The organism is Streptomyces sp. NPDC048462 (assembly GCF_043200175.1).
GTDB lineage: Bacteria > Actinomycetota > Actinomycetes > Streptomycetales > Streptomycetaceae > Streptomyces.
Map to the genome: position 1 here is coordinate 35,132 of NZ_JBICXG010000003.1, position 24,880 is coordinate 60,011.

The following is a 24,880-nucleotide window of genomic DNA, read 5'->3' on the forward strand; positions in this document are numbered from 1 at the left end:
CGAGCGACCGGCCGCCGGATTCCCGTACACCGGCTGGACGCGGACGATTTCCGCGGCCACCAGCCGGGCCCGGCACGACGGAGCGACACGATGGACGTCACAGATGTGCACCACGCCTACCGCCGGCACACCGTTCTGCGGGGCGTCGACCTTCGGCTGCGGCCCGGCACCCTCGCCGGAATCGTCGGGGAGAACGGCTCGGGCAAGACGACCCTGCTGAAGATCGTCTCCGGTGAACTCCGGCCCGGCCGAGGCTCGGTGCGCCACCGGGGCAGGTTCGGCTACTGCCCGCAGTCCGTGGTCCTGGACGATGCCTTCACCGTCCGCCAGCACCTCGACTTCTTCAGGAGCGCGTTCGGACTTGCGGATCTGCGACGGGCCGAGGAGGTGATGGAGGTCCTCGGCTTCACCGAGTACCTCGACCAGCGTGCGGGCCTGCTCAGCGGGGGTTCCCGGCAGAAGCTGAACCTGACCCTCGCCCTCATGCACGATCCCGACGTGCTGCTCCTGGACGAGCCCTACCAGGGATTCGACTGGGAGACGTACCTGCGTTTCTGGGAGCTGGCGACCGAACTGCGCGACGCCGGGCGCTCGGTGCTGGTCGTCTCCCACCTGGCGTACGACATCGACCGGCTCGACCTGCTCTGGCGCCTGGAGAACGGGCGCCTGCACTGCCGGGAACCGCGGGCGGAGGCAGTGGCATGAGGCGGCACTGGTCCCTGTTCAGCACCGCGTCGCGCTACGCGTTGATCGGGCACGCACGCAACCGGTTCGCGATGCTGCTGGTGGTCGTCTACATCCCCGTATGGATCGGCCTCGCCTATGTGACCATCCCCGACCGGCTCGCCCCGTTCCGGCTCCGGGCCACCGGCGAGGTGCTGTCCCCGCCCGGCAACCACCTGACCCAGATCACCGGTGCGCTGAACGCGGTCACGCTGATCGCCGGATTCATGATGTTCGCGGCCACCTTCACCGGAGGCGCCTTCGACCGGCGGCTCGCGATGGCCGGCTACCCCCGCTACCACCTCGTCCTCGCGAAGCTCGCCGCGCTCACGCTGGTCTGTGCCGCGATCGCCGGGTACGCCACGGTCGCCGTCGGGTTCTCCTGGCCGCCGCGACAGCCACTCCTGCTCGCGGCCGCGCTGTTCTGCGCCGCGATGACGTACGGCGCGCTCGGCGTGGTCTTCGGATCGGTACTCCGCCGGGAGGTGGAGGGCATGTTCGCCATTCTGATGATCAGCATCCTCGATGTCGCCCTGCAGAACCCGCTCTCCAGCTCAGGGTCCGACAGTGCGGTGGTGCGCTTCCTGCCGACCTACGGAGCCGTGCAGGCCGGCATGTCGGCGGCGTTCTCCGACGCCTCCGCCGTCCAGGGCCTCGTGATCCAGTGCCTCTGGCTCCTCGGTGCGGCCTCGGCCGGGTTCCTGGTCTTCCGCAGGCGGACCGGGAACGCGCTGCCGCCGGAGAGGCGGCCGTGGGTCCCGGCTCCCACCGAGCGCGCGGGCGCCGAGAGCGCCCCTGAGCCGCTCTCCTCGGCGGAGCGCGCACAGCCCACCTGAGCGCCGGATCACTCGATCACCTGATCACCGACGGGCCCCCGGACCCTCTCGTCGCACGGACGCCCGACGCCCCTTTGTGCCACTGGCTGTCCCACCGAAAGGGCCCGTGACCTGCGGGATGCGGTGATCGTTCAGTAGCCGTCGGGCGCCGAAACGGTGCCCGGACCGACAGACCCTTCCGTGCAAGGAGCACTACCCCCATGACTCTTTCGCGTACCGTCCGGCGCACCGTCCTGACCGCTGCTCTCCTGTCCGCCTCCGCGCTGACCGTCTCCTCCAGCGCCGTGGCCGAGCCCACCACCCGCGCTGCCGCTCCGGCCGCCGCGCAGGCGGCCCCGCTGCCGCCGGCGTGTCAGGAGGCGCTGCTCGAAACCATGGACAAGTTCCCCGTCGTGGACTTCACGGTCCCGGACAAGGCCAAGAACACCATGCTGGGCGAAGTGCTGGGTTTGAGCGAGGCCGACCAGGCGGTCTTCACGGAGGCGGCGTGCGCGGCCTGGAACACCTGGGCGACCAACAACGGCCAGGCGGTCGCGGGGGAGCTGGACACCCGCTATCGGAACGCCGCGGCGCCCGTCTGCAACAAGTTCGCCAAATCCTCGATCGGGACGATCAAGAAGTACGCCCCGAACGTGCCCGCCGCGACCCGTGACATGGAGAAGGTGGCCAAGAAGGTCTGGAAGAACTCCATGGAGAAGCTCGCCGCCGATGCCACCAACGCGGACTGCCGGACGGCCTACAACGGGGTGAAGGCCGGCTGGTAGCCGCCGCGGTACGGGAGCCCGGGGCGGACCGGTCCCGTGCTCCCGCACCGGCCATGGGCGCTCGATCGTCCACGCCCTGTACGACAACCACGTGGCCGAACTCCTCGACTAAGGGCTGTACCGCGTCGAGCATCTGCGGATGGGGGTCCGCGACGCCCCGGTGACGCCCGCGGAGGGGGCGCCGGCCGGTCCGTGACCGACGGTGGCCGCCACTCCCGCGACCCGGGCGGGCACGGCCTCGGCCGGTTGTCGCGCGCCACCATTAGTGGCGGGCGACAACCGGCCGAGGAAGTCGATCCACGTCGGGCCCGATCCTCGGGCCCGGGTGTTGGTCAGGCCAGAGCGGCTCCGAGGATCATGCCGCCGACCAGGCCCACGGCACTGACCACGATGGCGATGACCGCGAGCCGCTCGTGCCGGACGGTCTTGGCGACGATGGCCAGGATCAGGCCGACCACACCGAAGACGATCGGCAGGAAGAGGAGTGAGATCACTCCGGCCACGATGGCGATGATGCTCAGTACGTTGCCGGTCGTCGCAGGCCGCGGTGCGCCGTGGGGCTGCTGGCCAGTCTGGTGATTGCCGTACTGCGTCGTCATGACCCACTCCTTTGTCGATCGGCCTGAGGCCTGGTCCGGCGGTGACCGGCTTGTTGCTCAGTTGCCCCGAACTTCCTTATGAACACATTGACTTGAGTTCATTCGAAGAACCGCCGGCACGATTCACCGCCCTCGGTGCGCACGCCTGGGGCGCAATGGCGGCAGCGAGGCGGCCGTGGCGCCACGCGGGGTGCGCGAGGGGCCGGTGAGGGCCGGTGAGGCAATAAATCGACATGGCTCGGACGATTGAAAATGATTAACCCTGATTGATCCTGATTCATCCAGGGAAGGCGACTTCCATGCTCGTCAATCTCTCCGGAAAATCAGCTCTGGTCACCGGCTCCACGCAGGGAATCGGCGCGGCGATCGCCGCCGGCCTCGCGGGTGCGGGCGCCCGCGTCGCGGTCAACGGCCGCAGTGCCGATTCGGTGGCCGCCGCCATCGAGCGGCTGCGCGAACAATGTCCCGAGGCGGAGTTCGTCGCCGCGCCGGGCGACATCGCCACCGACGAGGGTGCCCGTCAGGTGCGCGACGCGCTGCCGCGTGCCGACATCCTCGTCAACAATCTCGGCATCTTCGGCGCCCAGCCTGCGCTGGAGATCAGTGACGACGACTGGCGTCGCTACTTCGAGGTCAACGTCCTGGCCGCGATCCGTATGACCCGGGCGTATCTGCCGGGTATGAAGGAGAACGGATGGGGGCGGGTGCAGTACATCCGCCAGCGACTCGGCGGTGGTCATCCCGGCGGAGATGATCCACTACGGCGTGTCCAAGACGGCACTGCTGGCCGTCGCCCGTGGCTTCGCGAAGGACGCCGCGGGCACCGGCGTGACGGTCAACTCCGTCATCGCCGGTCCGACGCACACCGGTGGGGTCGAGGACTTCGTCTACGAGCTGGTCGACAAGGACCTTCCGTGGGACGAGGCGCAACGGGAGTTCATGCGCAGGCACCGGCCGCAGTCGCTGCTCCAGCGCCTCATCGAGCCGGCGGAGATCGCCCACATGGTCGTCTACCTGGCCTCGTCGTTCGCCTCCGCGACCACTGGTGGGGCCCTGCGGGTGGACGGCGGCTACGTGGACTCGATCCTGCCGTGACCGCTGCGACCGGGACGTGCGGCCCTCATGGCTCCTCCCGGCCGGAGCGTTCGTCCTGTCAGGCGCGGTCGTGGAGGGTGATCCGGTAGCCGTCGGGGTCGGCGAAGGTGAATGTCCGGCCGAAGGGGCCGTCGATCGGCGCGGAGGTGATGGTGTGGCCGTCGGCGACGAGCGCATCGTGGATGGCCTGGATGTCGGTGGCGTGGAGCCAGATGGCGGCACCGATGCCGGGCTGGGCGACGGCTGCGAGATCGGTGCCGAGAACGATGTCACGGAGCGCGAACGCGATCGGCTTCGTCTCGAAGACGACAGCGTGCGGAGGCCCGGCCTGTGAGCGGACCAGGCCGAGGTGCTGCTCGTAGAACGCCTGCGAGGCATCGAGGTCGTGTACCTGGAGCGAGATGAAGTCGGGGCCGGTGGCGGGCATGACGGTACTCCTTCCGGTTGTGTCAGTATCCTGACACGAACCAGCGTATGTCAGACTGCTGACATGAGTCAAAACGGTGTCGGCATCGACCTGGACAAATCGCTGGGCTACCTGCTGAAAGAGGCCTCGAGTGCCCTGCGCGTGGCCATGGAGGAGGTACTGCGGCCGCTCGGGATGACCGTGACGCACTATTCCTGCCTCGAACTGCTGGCTCAGCGGCCGGGCTTGTCGAACTCCGAGCTGGCGCGGCGCGCGTTCGTCACTCGGCAGTCGATGAACGTGCTGCTGCAGACCCTTGAGCGGGATGGCTGCGTAACCAGGCCTGCGGAAGCGCGTGTCGGGAAGATCCTTCCCGCTCGGCTCACTCCTCGTGGCCGGCGGAGCCTGGAGAAGGCGACCGCAGCTGTCCGGTCCGTCGAGGTCAGAATGATGGCCGGCATGACCGAGACCGAGCAGGCGGCGGCGTTCCGGATCCTGCGGAGCATGATCCATTCCCTGCGCGAAGGGGGAGGCGACGGCGGCGACGGCGCCGGTGACGTGAGCGCCGTGACGCCGCACTGAGCAGATCCTCGAACGAGGCGCACGGGGTGCTCCGCTTCACCGTGATGTCGAGTGCCCGGACGCCGGCCCGGTCGTGGACGGCAGTGGCGCACCTGGCGCACCTGGCGAAGGTGGAGCGGGTGGCGGCCGTCGGCGTCGGTGATCAGGGCCGCACGGGGTGGCGCCGTGGTCGCGCTGCCGGTGCTGAATCTGCCCGACCGTCTCCTTCGCGGCCTGGTGGCCGTGGGGCCCGTAGCCGTGGACGACGAACTCGTGGAGGCCGTTGCCACCGTCTCCGGTGGCGAACGATTCCCCCAGGAACTCCTGGTTCCAGGCGCATCACGGCTCTATCTGGCCAGGTGTGACCTTCAGGCTTCCGTGGGCTCTTGGCCGTTGCGTTCCAGCTCCTGCGCCCAGGTGATCGCCCACTCGTCGAGCCGGCCGAAGGCGCCACTGAGTTCTGTGCCCAGCCGGGTGAGCTCGTAGCCATCGGCCGAGGGTGTGATGATCCCGCTCGATGTGAGTTCGCGGAGGCGCTGATAAAGGACGCTGGACGACAATCCCTCGCACCGCGCCAGCAGTGCGCGGGCACCGACTGGACCCGCACGCAGCTCCCAGAGAATGCGCAGTGCCCACCGGCGGCCGAACAGGTCCAATGCGGCCATGAGGGGGCGGCCGGTCGTCGATCCACGTACCGGAACTCCTGGGCGCGGTGTCGGCATGACCCTCCTTGTGTTTCGTTATTAGAAACACTAACATCCACCCGGTGTTTCTGATTTCGAAACGAACTCGACGGGAGAACCGATGTCTCGGATAGCCCTGGTGGAGCCGCCGTACAGCGACCGGGCCGGCGCACTGCTCGCGCGCATGATGCCCAGCAACACTCAACCGATCGGGCTGTTCAGGATGTTCGCCCGAAACCTCCCGATGGCCGGCGCCATGCACGGGTGGGGCCGCTACGAGTTGGGCCGACAGCTGACGCTGACCATGCGGGAACGCGAGATCGTCATCGACCGGACGTGCGCGCGGTGCGGCTGCGAGTACGAGTGGGGCGTGCACATGATGTCGTTCGCCGAGCGGGTCGAACTCACCCGCGAGCAGGCGACGTCACTGGTGCACGGCGGTCCGGACGACCCGTGCTGGACTTCCGAGCCGGAACGGCTGCTCATCCTCGCTGTCGACATGCTGCACGAGCGCTCCGACATCGATGACGCGTCGTGGGCACGGCTGGCCTCGGTCTTCGATGACCTCCAACTGCTCGACCTGCTGCTGTTGTGCGGGTGGTACCACGCAGTCAGCTTCGCGGCGCGCACCGCACGCATACCGCACGAGCCCGGCGCACCACGCTTCTCCGACTTCACCGGGGCCCCCGACGACCACACCGGCGATCAGGCCGTCCCGGTGACCCCCAGGGCAGGCGCCGCCCGTCATATCGCCAACACCCCGCTCACGTTCGGGGGCTCCCGGTGACCGTGTCCGCAACAGGAACGGGAACAGCCACCGCGACCGGCATGCGCCTGCACGCGCCGGCCCCGGGCTGGTCGATCGACGCGGACGTCGTGGTCGTCGGATCCGGCGTGGCAGGCCTCACCGTGGCCCTGCGCTGTGATGCGGCCGGCCTGCGCACCGTCGTCGTCACCAAGACCGGCCTGGGTGACGGCTCCACGCGCTGGGCCCAGGGCGGCATCGCGTCAGCCCATGGCGAGGGCGACACCCCTCAGCAGCATCTGGACGACACGCTGGTCGCCGGGGCCGGGCTCTGCGACGAGAACGCGGTCCGTGCCCTGGTCACCGAGGGCCCTGACGCCGTACGACGGCTGATCGCCACCGGAGCCCGCTTCGACACCTCGCCGGAGGGCGGCCTCCACCTCGCCCGTGAGGGCGGCCACCACCGTCGCCGCGTCGTCCACGCGGGCGGCGACGCCACGGGTGCGGAGGTCTCGCGCGCACTGGTCGATGCGGTGCGGTCTGCGGCCCTCCGCACGATTGAGGGCGCCCTGGTCCTGGACCTGTTGACGGACACCGGGGGCCGCGCGGCGGGCGTGACTCTGCACGTCATGGGCGAGGGCGAACACGACGGAGTCGGCGCGGTCCGCGCACCCGCCGTCGTGCTGGCCACCGGCGGAATGGGCCAGGTCTTCTCCGCGACGACCAACCCCTCCCTCTCCACGGGTGATGGCGTGGCGCTTGCCCTGCGCGCCGGCGCAGAGGTCTCCGACCTCGAATTCGTCCAGTTCCACCCCACCGTCCTCTTTCTGGGCTCCGGATCCGAGGGCCGGCAGCCCCTGGTCTCCGAGGCGGTACGGGGCGAGGGCGCGCACCTGGTCGACGCGACCGGCACCCGCTTCATGCTCGGGCAGCACGAACTTGCCGAACTGGCCCCCCGCGACATCGTCGCCAAGGCCGTCACCCGCCAGATACAGCTCCATGGCACCGAACACATGTACCTGGACGCCCGCCACTTCGGCCGCGAGATGTGGCAGACCCGCTTCCCCACGATCCTCGCCGTTTGCCGCAGCCACGGCATCGACCCGGTCAAGGAGCCGATCCCCGTCTTCCCGGCCGCTCACCACGCAGCGGGCGGCGTACGCACCGACCTGCACGGCCGCACCACCGTCCCCGGCCTCTACGCCTGCGGCGAGGTGGCGTGCAACGGAGTCCACGGCGCCAACCGCCTCGCCTCCAACTCCCTCCTGGAGGGCCTGGTCTTCGCGGAACGCACCGCGCGACACATCACGGCAACGTCCCACAACCGGCCCGAACCGGAGATCATCGGGGGCGTCACGCTCCCGCTCCAGGCTCCCGGCTCCCGGCTCCCGATCCAGCGGATCATGACGCAGGGAGCCGGAGTGGTCCGCTCGTCGTCGAGCCTCGCGGAGGCTGCCGCGCGTCTCGAATCGCTCAGGGCGGACGCCGACGCCGAAACCCCCGACGACCGCAAGCCGGCGGTCCCCGGCGTCGAGTCCTGGGAGGCGACGAACCTCCTGTGCGTGGCCCGCGCCCTGGTCGCCGCCGCACAGAGCCGCGAGGAGACCCGTGGCTGCCACTGGCGCGAGGACCATGACGACCGCAAGGACGCGGCCTGGCAGCGCCACTTGACCGTAACCATGCGCCCCGACCGTTCCCTCGCGGTACGCACCACAGCCACAGCGCAATACCCTCCGACCCTCCCTCCTCTTCTTCGGGAGCAGTGACCGTGGACACCCCCGGCCGTCCACCTTGGACGACCTGCGCGCGGTCGCGGAGACCGGTGCCGACGCCATCTCTGCCGGCTCGCTGACCCACAGCGCGCCGGGCATGGATCTGAGCATGCTTCTGAGCGTCCCTTGGTCTTGGAAGACCATGAAGTCCGAATTCGAAGTCAGACGTACAGTCGCGAGCAGTGGAGGTCTCATGGCCAAGGGCTATTGGGTCAGTGCGTACCGCACCATCACCGACCCCGAGAAGCTGGCTGCCTATGACAGGCTGGCCGGTCCGGCGGTCCGGGCCGGGGGCGGCCGGCTCCTCGCCCGCGGCGGCAGGGCCGTCGCACACGACGCAGGCATCGCCGAGCGCACCATCCTGATCGAGTTCGACAGCTTCGATCAGGCAGTCGCGGCACACGCGAGCGCGGCGTACCAGGAGGCGCTGGCCGCTCTCGCAGACGCCGTCGAACGCGACTTCCGCATCATCGAAGGCCTCGACTGACGACCGGCGCCGCGTCAACGACGACCACCGAGTCCGCTGTGGGGGTCACCGCGGCTCCTCCGCGCCCGAGGCGCCAGCGGCAGATGTGGGTCATCAGGGCGGCGCAGGGGTTCGGAGCTGCGATGTTGGAGAAGTAGAAGGTGCCTCCGGGCCGGAGCAGGCGGGACAGGGCGGTGGGGATCAGGGCTCGGGCGAAGGGCTCTTCGAGGTAGTCGAAGAGCCCTCTGGCCAGGACGATGCCGAAGAGACCGCGGTCGACGGCGTGGTCGAACATGCCAACGCGTTCGGCCCATGGCGGCGGCGCGTGACGCGACTTCCCCCGAGCGCCTTCGCTCCTGACCGTCGTCCGGACAGCCTGTGTGACGGTGATCACGGACGCGCTTCGGGGCGCTGCGTAGGCTTGTCGCTGTCGCCACGGTGGAGCATTGAGAGTGCAAACCGGGGAAAGCTGCTCGGGCGTGCGACTCGCTGTAGGATGTCGAAACAGCCCTTGACCTGCAAAAACGCAGGCAGGGAGCCTAAATCCAGGAGTGCCTCGATGATGCGCACCATGTTCAAGTCCAAGATCCACCGGGCCACCGTGACCCAGGCCGACCTGCACTACGTCGGCTCCGTCACCGTCGACGCCGAGCTCATGGAGGCGGCGGATCTGCTGCCCGGCGAGCTCGTGCACATCGTGGACATCGACAACGGCGCCCGGCTTGAGACGTACGTCATCGAGGGTGAGCGCGGCTCCGGGGTGATCGGGATCAACGGCGCGGCCGCCCACCTCGTGCACCCCGGCGACCTGGTCATCCTGATCAGCTACGCGCAGGTCGACGACGTCGAGGCGCGCGGCCTGGTCCCGCGTGTCGTCCACGTCGACGCGGGCAACCGGATCGTCGAGCTCGGGGCGGACGCCTCCGCTCCCGTTCCGGGTACCGACACCGCGCGCAGCCCGCACGCCGTGCCCTCGGCGCGCTGAAGCGACCGACCCGACGAAGGAGCACCCGACATGGCGGACCGGAGCGGACGGAACGGACTCGACCTCGTCGACGACCGGGCGGCCGGCAAGCTGCTCGCGTACGAGAACGGCACGGCCGTCGGCGTCGTCGTGTACTTCGTGATGGACGGGGCACCGGCCGCGCTCGTCGCCGTGCACACGGTCGTCGAGCCGGGGCACGAGGGCAAGGGGATCGGGAGCGCTCTGGTCAGGGAGGTCTACGCCATGGCGGGCCGGGATGGCGTCCCCGTCGTGCCGCTCTGCCCGTACGCGGCGAAGTGGGCGTCGCGCCACCCCGACGAGGCACCGCAGGCCCCGGACGAACTGGTGGAGCGGGCGAAGGAACAGCTCACGTCGCGTCCCGAGCTGTACTGATCACCGGGGCAGGCGGCGGGGCCGGTAGCGTTTCGCCCATGCCCCTGGCTCTGCTGCACACCTCCCCGGCCCATGTCCCGGTCTTCGACGCCCTGCGCGACGCCGGCCATCCGGAGCTCGTCCTGCGCCACCTCGTGCTCGAGGACCTCCTCGACCGGGCCGGGGAGAGCGGGCCGCAGGCGGTGGCGGGCGACGTCGAGGCGGTGCTCGCCACCGCGGTCGCCGAGGGGGCCACGGCGGTGCTCTGTACGTGCTCGACGATCGGCGGGGTCGCCGAGTCGCTCGGCCCGGCACTCGGCGTCCCGGTGCTACGGGTCGACCGGCCGATGGCGGCCGCAGCCGCCCGCGAGGAGCGGGTGACGGTCATCGCGACCGTCGCCGCCACTCTGCCGCCGACCCTCGCGCTGCTCGCCGAGGAGGCCGACAGGGCGGGCCGGCGGGTGGAGGTGCGCACCGTGCTGGTCGAGGGCGCCTGGGAGCGCTTCGAGGCGGGCGAGTACGACGGCTACCTGGATCTGGTGGCCTCGGCCACCGACGCGGTGACGGACGCCGACGTGATCGTGCTGGCCCAGGCGTCCATGGCCGGTGCCGTCACCCGCACGGTCACGCGGATTCCGGTGCTGTCCAGCCCGCGGCCGGGCCTGGCCGCAGCGGCTGCGGCAGCCGCTGCGGTGGGCCGGGCGGATCATTCGTAGCCCGAACGTATGGACTCGCCGGGCGCGGGCAGCCGCTCCGGGAGACGGTGGAGGAGATCCACTCAGACCGTTCGGAGGCCCGAGATGACCCATCCGTTCCCCGACCCCGTTCCGCCCGCGCCCACCCCGGGGCCCGTACCGGGGCCGCCCCAGCCGCTGCCGGAGCCCACACCGGTGCCGCCCGGCCCGGGGCCGACGCCGCCGGTCCCGACACCGCCGGGCCCCTCGCCCGACCCGATTCCGCAGCCGCCCGCTCCTGACCCCGAGCCGGTGCCGCCGCCGGAGCCGGAGCCCTCACCGGTCGGCTGAGCGATGCGCTCGGCCGTCACGGCTGACCGGCCGCGGCGTTTTTGTCCCTCGGCCGCCTCGATGAGCACCGTCATTTTCCGGACTCGTGCCGGAGGCTCGGCGTCCTGAGCCTCCGGCACGAGCCGCGATCAGGCGATGATCGGGACGACGGCCTCCGGCGTCAGCATCCGGAACGTGAACGACTGGTAGAAGTACAGGCTGACGGTCGTCGCGTCGTGCTCCTGGTAGCCGATCGACAGATCCTCGCCCAGGCACAGCTCGAAGTCGCCGCCCCGAGTGGAGAGCAGCACCCCGCCCGCCACCGCCGGCGCCCACAGGATCTGGTCGTCCAGCAGCCGGGCCAGATGGGTGGAGACCGGGTACCCGTGGTCGGACGTCTCCGTCGCCTCCGTGAACGCGTCCGCGCCGAGCAGCAGCCGGTAGGGCCCGTCGACACCGGCCAGCCGCAGCTTGGTCAGTGCCTGGCTGACCGTGGCCGGATAGTCCCGCGCGTCCGCCGGAAGCGCCAGCGGGGTGTGCGAGGACCCGTCCCGCAGACCGGTGATCCCGGCCGCCGCGTAGCCGTCGATGAGCGCCATGTCCTCCGCGAACGCACAGGTCCTGGCGGCGTCCTTGACCGGCTGCCAGTCGCTGTCGTCGGAGCCGCGCTCCACATCGTCCACGGCCGCCCGGGTCACCGTGAACGGCACCCGCCACTCGATGACCGGCACCGATGTGCGGGCACGGGCCAGCACATCGGGGGTGGGCGGATCGATCTCCCGGAGGTGGCCGTCGCCGACGGCCGCCAGCTGCGCGCCCTCGGGACCGCGGACGTCGACGACGCGGCGGCCCGCCAGATGGCGGCTGAAGGTGCGCCGGGCCTCCTCCTCGATCTGGTCCCAGGCGGCTTGCGTGACAGGGGCGAGTTCGCGGTGGAGGTTGTTCATCACTGGGCGCTTTCTTGCAGGCTGCCGATGTGCAGCGAACCGTCACAGGAGCCCGGCGGGACCAGGGCCTGCGGAGCCGGCGCGGACGCCGGCTCCGGCAGGGCCCGGATCCCGGCCTCGGCGGACGCGGGCGACGGCGGCGGGGCGTCGAGGAAGTCGGCGCTGGGGGCGTGGAAGAGCGTGCCGGTGACCGCGGTCGAGAAGTCGAGGATGCGGTCGTGGGTGCCGGGGGGACTGCCGAGGAACATGTTGCGGAGCATCTGCTCGGTGACGCCGGGATCGGCGGCGTACCCGATGAAGTACGTACCGAACTCACCCTGCCCGAAGCTGCCGAACGGCATGTTGGCACGCAGGATGTCGCGCTCCGTGCCGTCCGGGTCCGTGATGGTGTTCAGCGCCACGTGGGAGTCGGCGGGTTTGACGTCGTCGGCGAACTCGATGTCCGTGAACTTGGTCCGCCCGATCACCCGTTCCTGCTCCTCGGTGCTCAGCGCGTTCCACGACGTCAGATCGTGCAGGTACTTCTGTACGACGACGTAGCTGCCGCCCGCGAAGTCCGGGTCCTCGTCACCGACCAGCGCCGCCGACCGCGCGTCCGGCCCCACCGGGTTCTCGGTGCCGTCGACGAAGCCCAGCAGGTCCCGGTGGTCGAAGTAACGGAACCCGTGCGTCTCGTCGACGACCTTCACCGCGCCGCCGAGCCGGCCGAGCAACTGGGACGCCCACTCGTAGCACACGTCCATCCGCTCGGCCCGGATGTGGAACAGCAGATCGCCCGGGGTGGCGGGGGCGTGGTGGCGGGGCCCGTGGAGCTCCTGGAAGGGGTGGAGCGAGGCGGGGCGCGGCCCCGCGAACAGCCGGCCCCAGGCATCGGAACCGAACCCGGTCACACAGGCCAGCCCCGCGCCGGGGAAACGGAACCCGATGGAGCGGGCGAGGGCCGCCAGCTCCGGCAGTGCCTCGCGGACAGCGGGCTCACCGCCCGGCTCGATCGTGGCGACCAGGATCAGGGCCGCGCTGGTCAGCGGCGCGACCACGGGCTGCGCCGCGGCCGCTTCCTCGGTGGTCCCGGGCATGCGGCGGCTCCATGAGGTGGCGTGGGCGACAAGGCGGTACGGCGGTACGGCGGTACCCGCGTATGTGACGGCAGCGGGGCCCGCTGCCACTTACCCACACCCGGCGGGGTGCCGCACCTCGGCGCGTCCGACCGGGCGATCTACGCGCCGGCGCGGCGCGCGCCCCGCCCCCTCCCCGGACCGTTCACTCGTCCGCGAGGTCACTCCGGCTGCACGCCAGCACGCCCGTGGTGCTCGACAGCCTGGCCATCAACGCGTCCGGATCACCCCTGCCCTGCACGCTGAGCGCGACCTCGACGGTCCGCTCGGGCGGCGGCTCGGTCTCCGACCGGCGGCGGCGCCGGAACATCCCCTCGCCGTCGGCGGCGAGCGTGGTCAGCTCGGAGATCGCGAACCCCGCCTCCGTGCAGTGTTTGACCAGCTCCCGCAGCGCGCCCACCCCCTCCGTGTAGGTGATCCGGTACCCGATCGAGGCGTTGCGCAGCGCCGGGAGGCGGTGGGCCAGTGGCCGGACGCCGTACGACACCAGGAAGTAGGCGAGTGTGGCGAGAGTCGCCAGGACGGGCAGACCCGCGCCGGCCGCGCAGCCGACCGCCGCGGTCAGCCAGATCGACGCGGCCGTGGTCAGCCCCTTGACCGAGCCGCGGTGGACGAAGATGACGCCACCTCCGATGAACCCGAGCCCGGAGACGATCTGCGCCGCCACCCGGGACGGGTCCAACTCGACCTGCCCGGTGACCAGCACGTCCGAGAAGCCGAACTTGCTGACCAGGGTGAACAGGGCGGCCCCGAGCCCGACGATCGTGTACGTGCGCAGACCGGCCGCCTTCTGGCGGATCTCCCGTTCGATCCCGATCGCGCAGGAGAGCCCGAACGCGATGCCGAACTGTGCCGCGTGCGTCCAGTTCTGACCGAACGGTTCATTGATGTCGATTGCCACAGACCCTCCGAAGCCCTTGAGACCTTCCGGGCAGCCGGCCGCCGGAAGGAAAGCGCCGTCACTCCGCCGGGCCGGGCGGCGCGACGGTGGCGGCGGCGCGATGCCTTACCGTACCGGCCGGGCTCGTACGGTCCGGGGCGCCGCCGGGACTGCGGAGCCGGGGATTCCGCCGATTGGGCCGGGGACCGCGCACCGTCTGCTCCCGCGTGCGGGGGACGGCGCGTGCTAAGACGGTGTCTTGATTGGCGATCGCTCGTTGTTCTGAGCATGGACATAGTTGTGCGCTTGGTCCCGGACGGGCTGTGGGAGATCTTCCAGGACGTGGCGCCGGAGCCGCCGGTCCGCGCTCAAGGTGGGGGCCGCCGGAGGTGCGATGATCGCGCAGTGCTGGCCGCGATCATCTTCGTCGCTACCTCGGGCTGCGCCTGGCGGCAGGTGCCACCGGTCTTCGGGGCCTCCTGGCAGACGGTCCACCGTCGCTTCACCGACTGGTCCGCGGCCCGGGTCTGGGCCAAGCTGCACCGCGTGGTCCTCGACCGGCTCGGCGCGCACGGCGAGCTGGACTGGTCGCGCTGCGCAATCGACTCGGCCAGCGTCCGAGCGGTCAAAGGGGGCCCCTGACCGGACCGAATCCGACCGATCGCGGCAAACTCGGGTCCAAGATGCACGTCATCTGTGACCGCAACGGGCTGCCGATCTCGGTGGGTATCTCCGGCGCCAACCTCCACGACAGCCAGGCCCTGATCCCGCTGATGCGCGGCATTCCGCCGATCCGCTCCCGCTATGGACCCCGGCGCCGGCGCCCGGCCAAACTCCACGCGGACAAGGGCTACGACTTCGACCACCTGCGAGGATGGCTGCGCCGTCGGCAGATCGTGCCGCGCATCGCCCGCCGCGGCGTCGAACCGTCCGGCCGTCTGGGCCGGCACCGCTGGGTAGTCGAGCGCGCGACGTCCTGGCTGAACGGCTGCCGTCGTCTGCACCGACGTTACGAGCGCAAGGCTGAGCACTTCCTCGCTTTTCTCGGCATCGCCTGCACCCTCATCTGCTACCACAGAGCGGTGCAGCTCTATGACTTGGCCCAATAGATCATGCGCTCGTGAGGCTGCGTGTCAGCCGCGTCCGGCATGCCCACCATGACGCGCGGCTCGATCAGCGGAATCTCTGGATGGAGAAACGCCTCCAGGTCGCCAATCGCATCGGCGATGTCTTCGTCGATCTCAGCGGTATGGCGACGCACCCAGAAGGAGAGCAACACTCTTTGCTCCTCGGCCGCAACCGCTACCGCTACCGCTACCACGTCGGATGAGATCAGCCCTAGCAGAGCCTGCACCGCAGTGAGGGCGATGCCGTTGACACGCTGAAGCTCGAGGTCTGCCATGCCGGTGCATCCTGCCGGTCACCAAGCGATCGCGCCAACTGAGACATCGTCTAAAGCAGCGGGGCGAGGGCGGCACGCAGATCCTGTGGCCCACGGAAGTGGAGCGCGGTCATGCCTTCGCGCCGGGCAGCGGCCACATTGGCCTCGGTGTCGTCCACGAACAGGCAGTGGCCCGCCGCGGTCCCGACGCGCTCGGCAGCGATGCGGTAGACCCGGGGGTCGGGCTTGGCGACGCCGATGCGGGCGGTGTTCACCACCGTGTCGGCCACGCCGGTCAGGCCCTGCCGGGCGAGGTCGCGCTCCAGCCTCGTGGTGGCATTGGAGACCAGGGCCACCACCGCCACCTCCCGGACCGCGGTCAGGAGCGCGACCACCTCCGGATCGACGAGGGGGACGAGCCCGGCCCAGGCGGCCACCGCGGCCCCGGCCCGGTCCACCGACCCGCAGACCTCGGCCAGGTCGCTCGCCACGGCGGACCGCCACTGCTCGTCGGTCACCTCGCCCGTGATGGCAGGAAGCAACCGGGCCGGTGCGAAGGCCGCCGCGGCGAGCGCGCCTCGGGGGAGGCCGTGCGCGTCCTCAAGGGCATCCGCCACGGGCCAGTGCCGGATCACTCCGTCGATGTCGCAGAGCACCGCGTCGATGAGACGGGCGGGCATGACCGGCTCTCCGTCCGTTGAACGACGACACACGTGTCCCGGCCGGCGATCCGGCCCGACGGCCGGCGGGCGCCCGCCGTCTGCTCCACCCACGTCATCCCAATGGCTTTCCGGCGCCCCACCGTAGCGCCCCTGCCGGGCTCCGGCGGGTGGGCACCGTACGGTCGGGCCCGTAGGCGCGAAACGCGCGTGATCGTCCCGGACGGCTGACGCCGGGCCCTGCGGAAGATGTGAGATGGCAAAGATCCTTTTCGTGATGACCGGTTCCGACCACTGGACCCTCGCCGACGGGAGCGTGCACCCGACCGGCTTCTGGGCCGAGGAGGCCGTCGCACCGTACGAGCGGTTCAAGGCCGCCGGGTACGAGATCGTCGTCGCCACTCCCGGCGGCGTGGTGCCGACCGTGGACCGGGGAAGCCTGGCGCCGGAGTTCAACGACGGTCAGGAGAACGCCGACCGGGTGGCGGACGTCCTTGCCTCCATGAGCGAACTCCAGCGGCCCCTGAGCCTGGCGGACGTCGACCTGGCGGACTACGCGGCGGTGTTCTACCCCGGCGGCCACGGCCCCATGGAGGACCTGGCGGTGAACGTGGACTCCGGGAAGCTGCTGACCAGGGCGCTGGAGTCGAGGCTGCCGCTCGGCATCGTCTGCCACGCCCCGGCCGCCGTTCTCGCGGCCACGAAGAGCGACGGCACCAACGCCTTCGCCGGCTACCGGCTCACCGGCTTCACCAACACGGAGGAGAGCCAGGCCGGGTTCGCGGACAAGGCCAAGTGGCTGCTCCAGGACCGCCTGGTGGAGATCGGCACCGACTTCCAGGAGGGCGAGCCGTGGGCCCCGTACGTGGTCGTCGACCGGAATCTGGTCACCGGCCAGAACCCGGCCTCCGCCGCACCGCTCGCGGACGAGCTGCTCAAGAAACTCGCCTGAGCCGTCGGGTCCGGCGCGCGCCGGACCCGTACCGGAAACTCCGGTCGGAGGAACTGATATCCCGGCCGCCCGCGGCGGTCTCCCAGTCATCGGGCATCATCAGCGGCCTACAGGACAGGGATCTGAGACATGAGCAGTCAGCAGCACACGGTGGACCCGGTGCCACTGGTGATCGCCGCGCGCAACGGGGACGCGGGGGCGCAGGACGCACTGGCCAGCGCCTACCTTCCGCTCGTCTACAACATCGTGGGCCGGGCCCTGAACGGTTCGGCGGACGTCGACGACGTGGTGCAGGACACCATGCTCCGCGCACTGGACGGCCTCGGCGGTCTGCGCACCCCGGAGAGCTTCCGCTCCTGGCTGGTGGCGATCGCGATGAACCAGATACGTGCGCACTGGCGGGACCGCGACATCGCCCCCGGCACGCTGGAGGAGGCCGGGGAGATCGCTGACCCGGGGGCCGACTTCGTCGACCTGACGATGATGCGCCTGCAGTTGTCCGGACAGCGCCAGGAGACGGCGTGCGCGACGCGCTGGCTGGAGCCGGACGACCGGGGCCTGCTGTCGCTGTGGTGGCTGGAGTGCGCGGGGGAGCTGACCCGGACCGAGGTGGCCCAGGCGCTGGAGCTCTCGCCGCAGTACGCGGCGGTCCGGGTGCAGCGGATGAAGGCGCAGCTGGAGACGGCCCGCGTCGTCGTGCGGGCCCTCGGCGCGCATCCGCCGTGCGAGGAACTCCGCGCCGTCCTGACCACCTGGGACGGCCGCCCCTCGGCACTGTGGCGCAAGCGAATAGCCCGGCACGCCCGTGACTGCCTCCGGTGCGCCGGTCTGTGGAGCGGTCTGATGCCCGCCGAGGGCCTGCTGGCCGGACTCGCGCTGGTGGCTGTGCCCGCGGCGCTCCTCGTGCTGTGGCCCGCCCGGGACGACGCGGCGCCGGTCGCCGCCGCACACGCTCTCGACGCCGCGGCGGGCGACGGCGCGACCGCGGCCCGCCCCGCCCGCCACCGTTCCGGGGGCGGGCGGCACACGGGCGGCAGGGACACCTCCCGGGCCGCCGCACGCCGGCGCCGGCGGATCCAGCGCCGGGCGGTCGGCGGCGCGGTGGTGGTGGCGTGCATGACCGGCGGAGGCCTCTGGTACGCGGCCCTCGGGCCTGGAACGGGGGCCGGGGAAGACAGCGCGTCGCGCACCTCGGCGGCCCCCATCGCCGATCTCACGGCGTCCGAGAGCCCGGCCACCACCTCATCGCCGCCCTCGGCGTCCGCGTCGCCCTCACCTTCGCACCCGGTCTCGCCCTCGCCGTCCACAAAGCGGAGCGCCTCCGCCTCCCCGGCCCGCAAACCGCCCAAGACCGTCGCCCCGCCGCCGGAGAAGACGTCCATGCCCCGCCCGTCGAGCGCCCCCGCCACGCAACCCGCCCCCGCGAGCGAGACGGCCCAGGTCGTTGCCCTGGTCAACCAGGAGCGGGCGAAGTCCGGGTGCGGGCCGGTCAAGGAGGACGCGCAGCTCACGGACGCGGCACTGCGCCACTCCGAGGACATGGCCGCCCGTGACTTCTTCGAGCACACCAACCCCGACGGCGCCGACCCCGGACGCCGCATCACCGATGCCGGGTACCACTGGTCGACGTACGGCGAGAACATAGCCCGGGGGCAGCAGACTCCCGAATCGGTGATGGAGTCCTGGATGAACAGTCCGGGTCACCGCGCCAACATCCTCAACTGTTCCTTCAAGGACCTCGGCGTCGGCATCCACAAGGGTTCCGGCGGACCGTGGTGGACCCAGGACTTCGGCGCCAAGATGTGAGCCGTCCGGCACAGCGGGTCCGGCACATCTGTCCGGAGCCGGCTGACCGGCCGGCGGTCAGCCCGCCCGCCCGTCAGTTCTCGACTTCGGTCTTGTCGCCGCCCCAGAGGGTGTGGAAGACGCCGTCGCGGTCGACCCGGCGGTAGGTGTGGGCGCCGAAGTAGTCGCGCTGGCCCTGGGTGAGGGCGGCGGGGAGACGTTCGGCGCGCAGGGAGTCGTAGTAGGCGAGGGTGGCGGCGAAGGCCGGGGTGGGAACGCCCTGGGTCACTGCGGCGGCGACGACGGCGCGCCAGTCGTCCTGGGCGGCGGCGATCTCCTGCGCGAAGCTCTTGTCGGAGAGGAGGCTCGGCATGTCGGGCTGGGCCTCGTAGGCGCTGGTGATCCTGTCGAGGAACGCGGCCCGGATGATGCAGCCACCGCGCCAGATCGCGGCGACCTTGCCGAGGTCGATGTCCCAGTCGTACTGCTCGCTGCCGGCCGCGATCTCGTGGAAGCCCTGGGTGTAGGCGACGATCTTCGAGGCGTACAGGGCCTGCTCGACCTGGTCGGCGAATGCCGCCGCCTCGTCCTTGCCGAGCTTGTGGGCGGTCGGTCCGGCGAGGTGTTGTGAGGCTTCGCGGAGGTCGGCGTGGCCGGAGACGGAGCGGGCGAAGACGGCCTCGGCGATGCCGGAGACCGGGACGCCCAGGTCCAGGGCGATCTGCACGGTCCAGCGCCCGGTGCCCTTCTGCTCCGCCTGGTCACGCACGACATCGACGAAGGGCTTGCCGGTCGCCGCATCGACGTGCGACAGCACCTCCGCGGTGATCTCGATGAGGTAGGAGTCCAGGCGCCCGGTGTTCCAGGTACGGAAGATGTCCGCGATCTGCGCGGGGGAGTATCCCGCCACGTCGCGGAGCAGCTGGTAGGCCTCACCGATGAGCTGCATGTCCGCGTACTCGATGCCGTTGTGCGTCATCTTCACGAAGTGCCCGGCACCGTCTGGGCCGACATGCGTGACGCACGGTGCGCCGTCCTTGGCCTTCGCGGAGATCTTCTCCAGCATCGGACCGAGTGATTCGTAGGACTCCCGGCTGCCGCCCGGCATGATGCTCGGCCCGTTGAGCGCCCCTTCTTCGCCGCCGGACACCCCGGTGCCGACGAAGTGGATGCCCTGCTTGCGCAGAGCCTGCTCCCGGCGGCGCGTGTCCGCGAAGTGCGCGTTGCCTCCGTCGATGATCACGTCGCCGGGTTCCAGGAGGGGCGTGAACTCCGCGATCACCGCGTCCGTGGGCTCTCCGGCCTTCACCATGACGACCAGACGTCGTGGCTTCTCCAGCGCTGCCACGAAATCCTCGGCACTCTCCGCGGCGATGAAATCACCCTCATCGCCGAACTCCTCGACGAGTTCGCGGGTACGGGCGGCCGTACGGTTGTGCACAGCAACGGTGTATCCGTTGCGGGCGAAGTTCCGGGCCAGGTTGCGCCCCATGACGGCAAGTCCTGTGACACCGATCTGCGCTGTGCTGCTCATCGAGGTTCCGCCTGCTTCCGGTTTCGTGGTCTTCGGCAGTTCGGCCGACCACCATGGTGGAACGGACTACCGAGCTTACGAGGTACATCCGATCGCGGACCGTGCGGCTGCCGAGGTGTCGCCGATGTGCCCCGAACGGGCGTGCCATGCCCGTGGGCACCGATCATCGGATGCGTACCCTTTACTTGTGATTGATCACGGCATTGCGCTGCCTCACTACCGCCTCCATGTCGTGTCTGCGGTCGTGGCATTGGCCAGTCCGGCATGGCAGCGAGAGGTGTGGCTCGATTCGGATCGGTTCGAGGACCTCGACCACACCGTCCACGTGCTCTTCGACGACTTCTGCGACGCGAACAGTCCTCTGCCGTGGCTGGGGCAGTGCCTTCGCAGCGAGGAGGAGGTCGAGCTGATGGCGCGTCTCGGTGCTGCCTACGGCGCGGTACAGGAATCGGTCGGGACTGCGGCTCGTGACGAGGCATTCATGGACTCACCTGGCTGGTCTGCCGTAGTCGCCGCGGCAGCCCGGCTGGCCCAGGTGCTGGTGGCCAATGACCACTCGGCGTTGAGTAGGTTGCATGACGCCGGCCATCGCTGGCCGCTCGACACCGAGCCGGTCATGTTGAGGGCAGAGGACCAGCACGTCGATTCATGACCGCAACCAGATGGCCGGGGCCGCCGCCGCAGTGACCGTTCGAAGGAAGACGTAGCCGCGCTTGTCATAGCGGGTTGCGACGGCGCGAGATCAGGTCCCGGACGTGGGACCCGTCCACGGAGCAGTCGTCCAGGTGCAGCAGGCCGGCGCGGCGAAGCTCGGTCAACAGGGTGGCATGCAGGCGGGGCCGGACGCCGGACTCGGTCCAGTCCCGCAGCCGACGCAATCGGCGGCGCTCGGGAGCGGGCGGCAGCAGCGGGGCAACACGCTCCCACAGGTCGTCAGGAACAAGATCAGCACGCACTCCGGACACCCCGCCGACCAAGATCGCCGAGTGCAAGACCCGAGCTCGACTCATTCTGGAACGATCAGTCAGTCCCGGTTCTCCGGCGGCGGCTGTGGGTACGGGAACTGGCGGAATGCTTCTGCCGAGCACCCTGAAGGCGGGGTCACAGGTAGTCGAAGAAGCGGATCCACCACGTCGGGTGGTACTCGGGCGGGTAGTAGGAGACGAGGTCGCTGACCCCGTCGTATCTCGTCCGGAGCAGGTGCTCCGAGATGACGGTGTAGCCGAGGGCGTCGAGTTCTTCCCCGATGCGGAGTCGATCGGTGGTGTGGAAGAACTCACGCTCCTCCTCCTCGTCGTAGACGCCTGGATCACCCAAGGTCATGATGGCCAGGTTGCCGAAGTTGCTGATGACCACAGTGATGTGTTCGGCACTGTGAGCGGCGGTTGCGGGGATCACGACCGTTCCGTGGTGGCTGGCGTCCTGTACCTCGCGGTCGACGCTGCAGGCGCATTGGAACCGCGTGTCCAGACGGGCTGCGAGCTGTTCGAACCGGGTTCTGGCGGTGGCGTGGTCGTGGCCGCGCGGGAACTCCATGTGCTGCGGGTCATCGAGTTGTCGGAGCAGAGCCCAAGTGCCCTGGTCATCAAGAGGCATGTACGTCTTCATGTACGTCTCCTCCTTGGAAGTGGCGGGCGAGCGCTTCCGCGAGCCGGATGCCCGACGCCGGTTTTGGAGCCTCTCGTCCACGGCCACGGTACTGACCGGCCGCCGGTGTCGAACCCAGCCCCTCCACGGTTGCCGGCAACCCCTCCCGTCGCTGCGGGAGCTCCTGAAGCAGCGACGAACTCCTGCGGCCTGCTCGTTCGTCTTGACACCCCCCGAGCGGCGGGGCAACACTGTTCGTGATTGGGAGAGCGCTCTCCCAATCGGGTTCCGCGCCTGAGCAGGGCTGCTGATCCCGTAGGGCCGCCCGCACCGTCCCATCCCCGCTGTCGGTGCGGTGAGGAAGTCCGCGGTGGTCACGGCAATCCGTGACCACCGCGGACTCATAGCCGTTTCATGGTCGCTTCAGGGCCGTCCCGCACAGGCCGGACGGGGGCCGGGCGGCCCCGCTCTCCAGTGATCTGCCGTGGGCGCACCGGCGCTGGCCGGGTGCGCCGGCTCCGGCCGGACGCGCAGGCGGCCGAGGGTTCCGTGGAGTCGGACCGGCCCGGAGTGCGGCCGTCGGCCCGACCTTGATGCCGGTCGGGTGCTCGAGCGTCTCCGGCCTGGAATGACCGGCATCCTGCCGCCCTCGATGCCCGAAGGCCCGGACGGGCGCCCAGCGGGTGAACGTCTTCGGCGAGTCGTTGCTGCCGCCCCTGTCGGGCGAACCGCCTCCGACGTTGCGCGCGCCGGATGTCCCCTTTCCGGGGAGGAAGGCCGTGTTCGAGAACCGAATGGTTTTCATGACTTAATTTATGACGTGATGTAAGAGGTGAGAGAAGGTCGCGTCAAGTCCCGCGGTCACGGTATGTTGCGGGAAGGGAAGGAGCCACATGGCTGAGCGCAACAGACGGACCGTGCGTGACCTGCGACGGGGCAACCGGGCAAGAGTGTTGCAACGGTTGTATTTCGACGGCCCGCTGAGCCGCCAGGAGCTCGGTCCTGCCACCGGGCTGAGCTCGGGTTCCATCAGCAACGTTGTTACGGAACTCGACGCCGAGGGCCTCCTGGAGGAGGCCGGGGTCGTCGACTCCGACGGCGGCCGCCCCCGTACGCTGCTGCGCGTCGCGCCTACGGGCGGGCTCCTGATCGGCATCGACATCGGGGAGACCCGGATAAGGGTGGAGCTCTTCGACCTCTCCCTCACCGAACTCGCCCGCACCGAACGGCTGCTGGCCCAGCACGGCTACGACGTCAGCCGCATCGTCGGCCACGTCCGCAGCGGCGTCGCCGACGTGCTGCGGGACGCCGGGGCCGACCCGCGCCGACTGCTCGGCATCGGGATCGGCGTGCCGGGGATCATAGAGCGGGATGCTCCGGACGGCGCCGTCGGTGATGTGGGCTCGGTCGTCCACGGTCAGACGATCGACTGGAGCGCCGTCCCCTTCGAGCGGCTGCTCCGCGAAGCCGTCCGGGTCCCGCCGGAGGTGCCGTTCTTCATCGACAACGGCGCCAAGACGCTGGGCCAGGCCGAGATGTGGTTCGGCGGCGGCCGGGGTGCGGGGGCCTCGGCCATCGCGCTCATCGGCTCCGGCGTCGGAGCCTGCGTGAACCACGGCGACCTGCTCGACGAGGACCGCAGCAGCATGGCCCTCGAATGGGGCCATACCACCGTTCAGCTGCGCGGACGCCGCTGCCGGTGCGGCTCCATCGGCTGCCTGGAGGCGTACGCGGGCGCCGAGGCGATGCGCGAGCGCTGGCACGAGGCGGGGGGCCCGCTCGCCGCCGACGCCGACGACGAGACCGCGCTCGCCGCGCTGCTGGCCGCGGCCTACCCCGGGCCGGGCGGTGAGCCGGACCCACTGGCCGTGTCACTGCTGGACGAGACGGCCGAATGCCTGGGCGCGGCACTCGGGGACCTGATCAACCTCTTCCTGCCCGAGCGCATCCTGCTCGGCGGCTGGGCGGGCCTGCTGATCGGACCGCACCTGCTGCCGGACATCCGCCGCTACGCCCAGGAGTACGCGCTCCGGCACGCCGCGGCCCGCACCACGATCGAGATGGGCCGACTCGGCCCGGACGCGGTCACGGTCGGCGCCGCGACGCTCCCGCTGGCCGACTTCCTCGCCAGGGGCGGCAGCCGCCCGGCCCCTGAGCCCCGGCCCAGCACCCCGGCTCCGGGGTTCCGGACCGCCGCGGACGCGGTACGCAAGAGGGAGTACCCGCAGACGGCTTCGGACGCGGCGGGCTGAGGTGGCGGGGGTGGACGAGCGGTGCGGCGCGGCGCGAGGGGGCGCGGACGTGCACGGCCGTCCGCCCGGCACCGTTCACCGCGAGGACGGTGGCCGGCTCGTGGGACGCCACGCGGCCGGCCAGGCCACCTCCCGGGCCACGGCCCCGGGGACGCCGAGATCGGCCCGTGCGTGCGCGACGTAGCGGTCCCGTGCCTGGCGGAACTCCAGATACGCGTGGTCCCAGTCCTGTTCGGCCTCGGTGGGGATACCGCGGGCCAGGCACTCCAGCCGCCATACGCAGTGGTCCAGCGTCTTGGAGGCGGTGTTCGCCTCGGTGTCACCGAGCAGCGCGAGTGTCTCGGACAGCGCCGACCTGCGCGACTCCAGCGCGCCGAGTTCGGTCAGTGCCCCGGGAGCCGGCTCCGCCACCGGCCCCGGCGTCAGGCCGCGGGCGACGGCCAGCGTCCGGTACCCGGCCGCCAGCTCCTTGACGGCGTGGGCGTACTCCGCGTAGGCCGTCAGCCGGCGTTCGTCCCACCGCACGGCCTGCTGCCTGCGCCACCTCGTCCGCTCGTTGAGGCTGCTCACCACGTACGACATGAGCGCCCCGAGGGCGACGCCCGCGAGAGGGAGTATCCGGTCGGTCAGACTCACAGCGAACCCCGATCAGGTGGTGCGGCGACCGCAGGGCCCCGCGCGGCGACCGCCCGATCCTTTCCGCGGCGGACACGGCCGCGCAACCCCGCAGTACGGTGCGCGAACGTCACAGGGTCCCCGCGCGGATTCGAGGTCACG

General features: G+C 70.6%; 28 protein-coding genes and 3 pseudogenes. 17 read left to right on the plus strand and 14 right to left on the minus strand.

Translation table 11 applies throughout. From position 1 onward, the window contains the following. Nucleotides 1–90: 90 nt before the first annotated feature. From ACGFU6_RS06240 to ACGFU6_RS06255, 4 genes and pseudogenes are all read left to right on the plus strand, one after another. Complete coding sequence (locus ACGFU6_RS06240) at nt 91–705, plus strand: ABC transporter ATP-binding protein (protein ID WP_393608426.1); 615 nt, start codon at nt 91–93, stop codon at nt 703–705. Continuing rightward, nucleotides 702–1,559: an ABC transporter permease gene (locus ACGFU6_RS06245; protein WP_393608428.1), complete on the plus strand. Its 858-nt coding sequence runs from the start codon at nt 702–704 to the stop codon at nt 1,557–1,559. Before ACGFU6_RS06240 ends, ACGFU6_RS06245 begins: the two co-directional genes overlap by 4 nt. A 200-nt stretch (nt 1,560–1,759) precedes the next feature. After that, entirely contained in the window at nt 1,760–2,323 is a 564-nt protein-coding gene (locus tag ACGFU6_RS06250; RefSeq protein ID WP_393608429.1) for a hypothetical protein, read from the plus strand. 52 nt (nt 2,324–2,375) lie between these two features. Continuing rightward, nucleotides 2,376–2,519, plus strand: a pseudogene (locus ACGFU6_RS06255) (transcriptional regulator); the annotation flags it as partial. Nucleotides 2,520–2,655: 136 nt separating this feature from the next. Here the strand turns inward: ACGFU6_RS06255 and ACGFU6_RS06260 are convergent. After that, nucleotides 2,656–2,922, minus strand: coding sequence for a hypothetical protein (locus tag ACGFU6_RS06260; RefSeq protein WP_393608431.1), 267 nt, complete (start codon nt 2,920–2,922; stop codon nt 2,656–2,658). Between the two features lie 299 nt (nt 2,923–3,221). On the opposite strand from ACGFU6_RS06260, the pseudogene ACGFU6_RS06265 reads away from it, so the two are divergent. Next, nucleotides 3,222–4,017 (plus strand): annotated as a pseudogene (locus ACGFU6_RS06265) (SDR family NAD(P)-dependent oxidoreductase). Between the two features lie 58 nt (nt 4,018–4,075). Here the strand turns inward: ACGFU6_RS06265 and ACGFU6_RS06270 are convergent. After that, nucleotides 4,076–4,444 carry a VOC family protein gene (locus ACGFU6_RS06270; RefSeq protein WP_393608433.1) on the minus strand — a complete coding sequence of 123 codons (369 nt, stop codon included), beginning with the start codon at nt 4,442–4,444 and terminating at the stop codon, nt 4,076–4,078. A 63-nt stretch (nt 4,445–4,507) separates the two neighbouring features. On the opposite strand from ACGFU6_RS06270, the gene ACGFU6_RS06275 reads away from it, so the two are divergent. Next, nucleotides 4,508–5,005, plus strand: a complete 498-nt coding sequence (locus ACGFU6_RS06275; RefSeq protein ID WP_393608434.1) for a MarR family winged helix-turn-helix transcriptional regulator — start codon at nt 4,508–4,510, stop codon at nt 5,003–5,005. A 347-nt stretch (nt 5,006–5,352) separates the two neighbouring features. On the opposite strand, the gene ACGFU6_RS06280 is transcribed toward ACGFU6_RS06275, so the two are convergent. Beyond that, nucleotides 5,353–5,649, minus strand: a complete 297-nt coding sequence (locus ACGFU6_RS06280) for a winged helix-turn-helix transcriptional regulator (protein WP_393608435.1) — start codon at nt 5,647–5,649, stop codon at nt 5,353–5,355. A 139-nt stretch (nt 5,650–5,788) separates the two neighbouring features. Between ACGFU6_RS06280 and ACGFU6_RS06285 the strand changes: the two genes are divergently transcribed. The 3 genes from ACGFU6_RS06285 to ACGFU6_RS06295 all read left to right on the plus strand — a co-directional run bounded on the left by ACGFU6_RS06285 (nt 5,789) and on the right by ACGFU6_RS06295 (nt 8,671). Beyond that, nucleotides 5,789–6,454, plus strand: a complete 666-nt coding sequence (locus ACGFU6_RS06285) for a carboxymuconolactone decarboxylase family protein (RefSeq protein ID WP_393608436.1) — start codon at nt 5,789–5,791, stop codon at nt 6,452–6,454. 41 nt (nt 6,455–6,495) lie between these two features. Further along, a complete protein-coding gene (locus ACGFU6_RS06290; protein WP_393608438.1) occupies nt 6,496–8,178 on the plus strand; it encodes an L-aspartate oxidase in 1,683 nt (560 codons plus the stop codon). A gap of 199 nt (nt 8,179–8,377) precedes the next feature. Then, nucleotides 8,378–8,671 (plus strand): DUF1330 domain-containing protein, encoded by a 294-nt coding sequence (locus tag ACGFU6_RS06295; protein ID WP_393608439.1) that lies wholly within the window; start codon nt 8,378–8,380, stop codon nt 8,669–8,671. Here ACGFU6_RS06295 and ACGFU6_RS06300 read toward each other — a convergent pair. Beyond that, nucleotides 8,652–8,945, minus strand: coding sequence for a hypothetical protein (locus ACGFU6_RS06300; RefSeq protein ID WP_393608441.1), 294 nt, complete (start codon nt 8,943–8,945; stop codon nt 8,652–8,654). The genes ACGFU6_RS06295 and ACGFU6_RS06300 overlap by 20 nt on opposite strands. A 264-nt stretch (nt 8,946–9,209) precedes the next feature. Here ACGFU6_RS06300 and panD point away from each other — a divergent pair, with 264 nt between their 5' ends. The 3 genes from panD to ACGFU6_RS06315 are packed head-to-tail and all read left to right on the plus strand — an operon-like array spanning nt 9,210 to nt 10,723. Further along, nucleotides 9,210–9,635: an aspartate 1-decarboxylase gene (gene panD / locus ACGFU6_RS06305; protein ID WP_393608442.1), complete on the plus strand. Its 426-nt coding sequence runs from the start codon at nt 9,210–9,212 to the stop codon at nt 9,633–9,635. 30 nt (nt 9,636–9,665) lie between these two features. Beyond that, nucleotides 9,666–10,028 carry a GNAT family N-acetyltransferase gene (locus tag ACGFU6_RS06310; RefSeq protein WP_393608444.1) on the plus strand — a complete coding sequence of 121 codons (363 nt, stop codon included), beginning with the start codon at nt 9,666–9,668 and terminating at the stop codon, nt 10,026–10,028. A gap of 38 nt (nt 10,029–10,066) precedes the next feature. Beyond that, a complete protein-coding gene (locus ACGFU6_RS06315; RefSeq protein ID WP_393608445.1) occupies nt 10,067–10,723 on the plus strand; it encodes an arylsulfatase in 657 nt (218 codons plus the stop codon). A 62-nt stretch (nt 10,724–10,785) separates the two neighbouring features. Here ACGFU6_RS06315 and ACGFU6_RS06320 read toward each other — a convergent pair whose 3' ends face one another. The 4 genes from ACGFU6_RS06320 to ACGFU6_RS06335 all read right to left on the minus strand — a co-directional run bounded on the left by ACGFU6_RS06320 (nt 10,786) and on the right by ACGFU6_RS06335 (nt 13,974). Further along, nucleotides 10,786–11,106: a hypothetical protein gene (locus tag ACGFU6_RS06320; protein ID WP_393608447.1), complete on the minus strand. Its 321-nt coding sequence runs from the start codon at nt 11,104–11,106 to the stop codon at nt 10,786–10,788. Nucleotides 11,107–11,160: 54 nt separating this feature from the next. Beyond that, nucleotides 11,161–11,958, minus strand: a complete 798-nt coding sequence (locus tag ACGFU6_RS06325; protein WP_393608448.1) for a family 1 encapsulin nanocompartment shell protein — start codon at nt 11,956–11,958, stop codon at nt 11,161–11,163. Beyond that, nucleotides 11,958–13,034, minus strand: a complete 1,077-nt coding sequence (locus ACGFU6_RS06330) for a Dyp-type peroxidase (RefSeq protein ID WP_393608450.1) — start codon at nt 13,032–13,034, stop codon at nt 11,958–11,960. Before ACGFU6_RS06330 ends, ACGFU6_RS06325 begins: the two co-directional genes overlap by 1 nt. Nucleotides 13,035–13,218: 184 nt before the next feature. Beyond that, nucleotides 13,219–13,974, minus strand: a complete 756-nt coding sequence (locus tag ACGFU6_RS06335; protein ID WP_393608452.1) for an MgtC/SapB family protein — start codon at nt 13,972–13,974, stop codon at nt 13,219–13,221. A 267-nt stretch (nt 13,975–14,241) separates the two neighbouring features. On the opposite strand from ACGFU6_RS06335, the gene ACGFU6_RS06340 reads away from it, so the two are divergent. Continuing rightward, nucleotides 14,242–15,062, plus strand: a protein-coding gene (locus ACGFU6_RS06340; protein WP_393608454.1) for an IS5 family transposase whose coding sequence is annotated in 2 segments (ribosomal slippage) — nt 14,242–14,593 and nt 14,593–15,062 — 822 coding nt in all. Because the reading frame shifts where the segments join, the coding sequence is not laid out codon by codon here. On the opposite strand, the gene ACGFU6_RS06345 is transcribed toward ACGFU6_RS06340, so the two are convergent. Together ACGFU6_RS06345 and ACGFU6_RS06350 are read right to left on the minus strand one after the other, a co-directional pair. Next, the gene (locus ACGFU6_RS06345; RefSeq protein ID WP_393608455.1) at nt 15,044–15,355 is read right to left on the minus strand and encodes a hypothetical protein; all 312 of its coding nucleotides are present in this window, start codon (nt 15,353–15,355) and stop codon (nt 15,044–15,046) included. The genes ACGFU6_RS06340 and ACGFU6_RS06345 overlap by 19 nt on opposite strands. A gap of 50 nt (nt 15,356–15,405) precedes the next feature. Continuing rightward, complete coding sequence (locus tag ACGFU6_RS06350; RefSeq protein WP_393608457.1) at nt 15,406–16,014, minus strand: HAD-IA family hydrolase; 609 nt, start codon at nt 16,012–16,014, stop codon at nt 15,406–15,408. A gap of 235 nt (nt 16,015–16,249) precedes the next feature. On the opposite strand from ACGFU6_RS06350, the gene ACGFU6_RS06355 reads away from it, so the two are divergent. Both ACGFU6_RS06355 and ACGFU6_RS06360 read left to right on the plus strand, forming a co-directional pair. Further along, nucleotides 16,250–16,945 (plus strand): type 1 glutamine amidotransferase domain-containing protein, encoded by a 696-nt coding sequence (locus ACGFU6_RS06355; RefSeq protein ID WP_393608458.1) that lies wholly within the window; start codon nt 16,250–16,252, stop codon nt 16,943–16,945. 129 nt (nt 16,946–17,074) lie between these two features. Next, complete coding sequence (locus tag ACGFU6_RS06360) at nt 17,075–18,751, plus strand: sigma-70 family RNA polymerase sigma factor (protein ID WP_393608460.1); 1,677 nt, start codon at nt 17,075–17,077, stop codon at nt 18,749–18,751. 73 nt (nt 18,752–18,824) lie between these two features. On the opposite strand, the gene gndA is transcribed toward ACGFU6_RS06360, so the two are convergent. Then, nucleotides 18,825–20,264: an NADP-dependent phosphogluconate dehydrogenase gene (gene gndA, locus ACGFU6_RS06365; RefSeq protein ID WP_393608462.1), complete on the minus strand. Its 1,440-nt coding sequence runs from the start codon at nt 20,262–20,264 to the stop codon at nt 18,825–18,827. Between gndA and ACGFU6_RS06370 the strand changes: the two genes are divergently transcribed. Beyond that, nucleotides 20,254–20,916 carry a hypothetical protein gene (locus tag ACGFU6_RS06370; RefSeq protein ID WP_393608463.1) on the plus strand — a complete coding sequence of 221 codons (663 nt, stop codon included), beginning with the start codon at nt 20,254–20,256 and terminating at the stop codon, nt 20,914–20,916. The genes gndA and ACGFU6_RS06370 overlap by 11 nt on opposite strands. A 91-nt stretch (nt 20,917–21,007) precedes the next feature. Here the strand turns inward: ACGFU6_RS06370 and ACGFU6_RS06375 are convergent. Next, nucleotides 21,008–21,274 (minus strand): annotated as a pseudogene (locus tag ACGFU6_RS06375) (hypothetical protein); the annotation flags it as partial. Nucleotides 21,275–21,365: 91 nt separating this feature from the next. Next, on the minus strand, nt 21,366–21,872 hold the full coding sequence (locus tag ACGFU6_RS06380; RefSeq protein WP_393608464.1) for a hypothetical protein: 507 nt from the start codon (nt 21,870–21,872) through the stop codon (nt 21,366–21,368). An 872-nt stretch (nt 21,873–22,744) separates the two neighbouring features. Here ACGFU6_RS06380 and ACGFU6_RS06385 point away from each other — a divergent pair. Continuing rightward, a complete protein-coding gene (locus tag ACGFU6_RS06385) occupies nt 22,745–24,103 on the plus strand; it encodes an ROK family protein (RefSeq protein WP_393608466.1) in 1,359 nt (452 codons plus the stop codon). A gap of 75 nt (nt 24,104–24,178) precedes the next feature. On the opposite strand, the gene ACGFU6_RS06390 is transcribed toward ACGFU6_RS06385, so the two are convergent. Further along, on the minus strand, nt 24,179–24,739 hold the full coding sequence (locus tag ACGFU6_RS06390; protein WP_393608467.1) for a hypothetical protein: 561 nt from the start codon (nt 24,737–24,739) through the stop codon (nt 24,179–24,181). Nucleotides 24,740–24,880 lie beyond the last annotated feature (141 nt).

What these genes read in the sequence shown, in the direction of transcription:
- ACGFU6_RS06240 (WP_393608426.1), top strand. Translation starts at nt 91, where the DNA reads ATGGACGTCACAGATGTGCACCACGCCTACCGCCGGCACACCGTTCTG.
- ACGFU6_RS06245 (WP_393608428.1), top strand. Translation starts at nt 702, where the DNA reads ATGAGGCGGCACTGGTCCCTGTTCAGCACCGCGTCGCGCTACGCGTTG.
- ACGFU6_RS06250 (WP_393608429.1), top strand. Translation starts at nt 1,760, where the DNA reads ATGACTCTTTCGCGTACCGTCCGGCGCACCGTCCTGACCGCTGCTCTC.
- ACGFU6_RS06260 (WP_393608431.1), bottom strand. Translation starts at nt 2,922, where the DNA reads ATGACGACGCAGTACGGCAATCACCAGACTGGCCAGCAGCCCCACGGC.
- ACGFU6_RS06270 (WP_393608433.1), bottom strand. Translation starts at nt 4,444, where the DNA reads ATGCCCGCCACCGGCCCCGACTTCATCTCGCTCCAGGTACACGACCTC.
- ACGFU6_RS06275 (WP_393608434.1), top strand. Translation starts at nt 4,508, where the DNA reads ATGAGTCAAAACGGTGTCGGCATCGACCTGGACAAATCGCTGGGCTAC.
- ACGFU6_RS06280 (WP_393608435.1), bottom strand. Translation starts at nt 5,649, where the DNA reads ATGGCCGCATTGGACCTGTTCGGCCGCCGGTGGGCACTGCGCATTCTC.
- ACGFU6_RS06285 (WP_393608436.1), top strand. Translation starts at nt 5,789, where the DNA reads ATGTCTCGGATAGCCCTGGTGGAGCCGCCGTACAGCGACCGGGCCGGC.
- ACGFU6_RS06290 (WP_393608438.1), top strand. Translation starts at nt 6,496, where the DNA reads ATGCGCCTGCACGCGCCGGCCCCGGGCTGGTCGATCGACGCGGACGTC.
- ACGFU6_RS06295 (WP_393608439.1), top strand. Translation starts at nt 8,378, where the DNA reads ATGGCCAAGGGCTATTGGGTCAGTGCGTACCGCACCATCACCGACCCC.
- ACGFU6_RS06300 (WP_393608441.1), bottom strand. Translation starts at nt 8,945, where the DNA reads ATGTTCGACCACGCCGTCGACCGCGGTCTCTTCGGCATCGTCCTGGCC.
- panD (WP_393608442.1), top strand. Translation starts at nt 9,210, where the DNA reads ATGATGCGCACCATGTTCAAGTCCAAGATCCACCGGGCCACCGTGACC.
- ACGFU6_RS06310 (WP_393608444.1), top strand. Translation starts at nt 9,666, where the DNA reads ATGGCGGACCGGAGCGGACGGAACGGACTCGACCTCGTCGACGACCGG.
- ACGFU6_RS06315 (WP_393608445.1), top strand. Translation starts at nt 10,067, where the DNA reads ATGCCCCTGGCTCTGCTGCACACCTCCCCGGCCCATGTCCCGGTCTTC.
- ACGFU6_RS06320 (WP_393608447.1), bottom strand. Translation starts at nt 11,106, where the DNA reads ATGACGGTGCTCATCGAGGCGGCCGAGGGACAAAAACGCCGCGGCCGG.
- ACGFU6_RS06325 (WP_393608448.1), bottom strand. Translation starts at nt 11,958, where the DNA reads ATGAACAACCTCCACCGCGAACTCGCCCCTGTCACGCAAGCCGCCTGG.
- ACGFU6_RS06330 (WP_393608450.1), bottom strand. Translation starts at nt 13,034, where the DNA reads ATGCCCGGGACCACCGAGGAAGCGGCCGCGGCGCAGCCCGTGGTCGCG.
- ACGFU6_RS06345 (WP_393608455.1), bottom strand. Translation starts at nt 15,355, where the DNA reads ATGGCAGACCTCGAGCTTCAGCGTGTCAACGGCATCGCCCTCACTGCG.
- ACGFU6_RS06350 (WP_393608457.1), bottom strand. Translation starts at nt 16,014, where the DNA reads ATGCCCGCCCGTCTCATCGACGCGGTGCTCTGCGACATCGACGGAGTG.
- ACGFU6_RS06355 (WP_393608458.1), top strand. Translation starts at nt 16,250, where the DNA reads ATGGCAAAGATCCTTTTCGTGATGACCGGTTCCGACCACTGGACCCTC.
- ACGFU6_RS06360 (WP_393608460.1), top strand. Translation starts at nt 17,075, where the DNA reads ATGAGCAGTCAGCAGCACACGGTGGACCCGGTGCCACTGGTGATCGCC.
- gndA (WP_393608462.1), bottom strand. Translation starts at nt 20,264, where the DNA reads ATGAGCAGCACAGCGCAGATCGGTGTCACAGGACTTGCCGTCATGGGG.
- ACGFU6_RS06380 (WP_393608464.1), bottom strand. Translation starts at nt 21,872, where the DNA reads ATGAAGACGTACATGCCTCTTGATGACCAGGGCACTTGGGCTCTGCTC.
- ACGFU6_RS06385 (WP_393608466.1), top strand. Translation starts at nt 22,745, where the DNA reads ATGGCTGAGCGCAACAGACGGACCGTGCGTGACCTGCGACGGGGCAAC.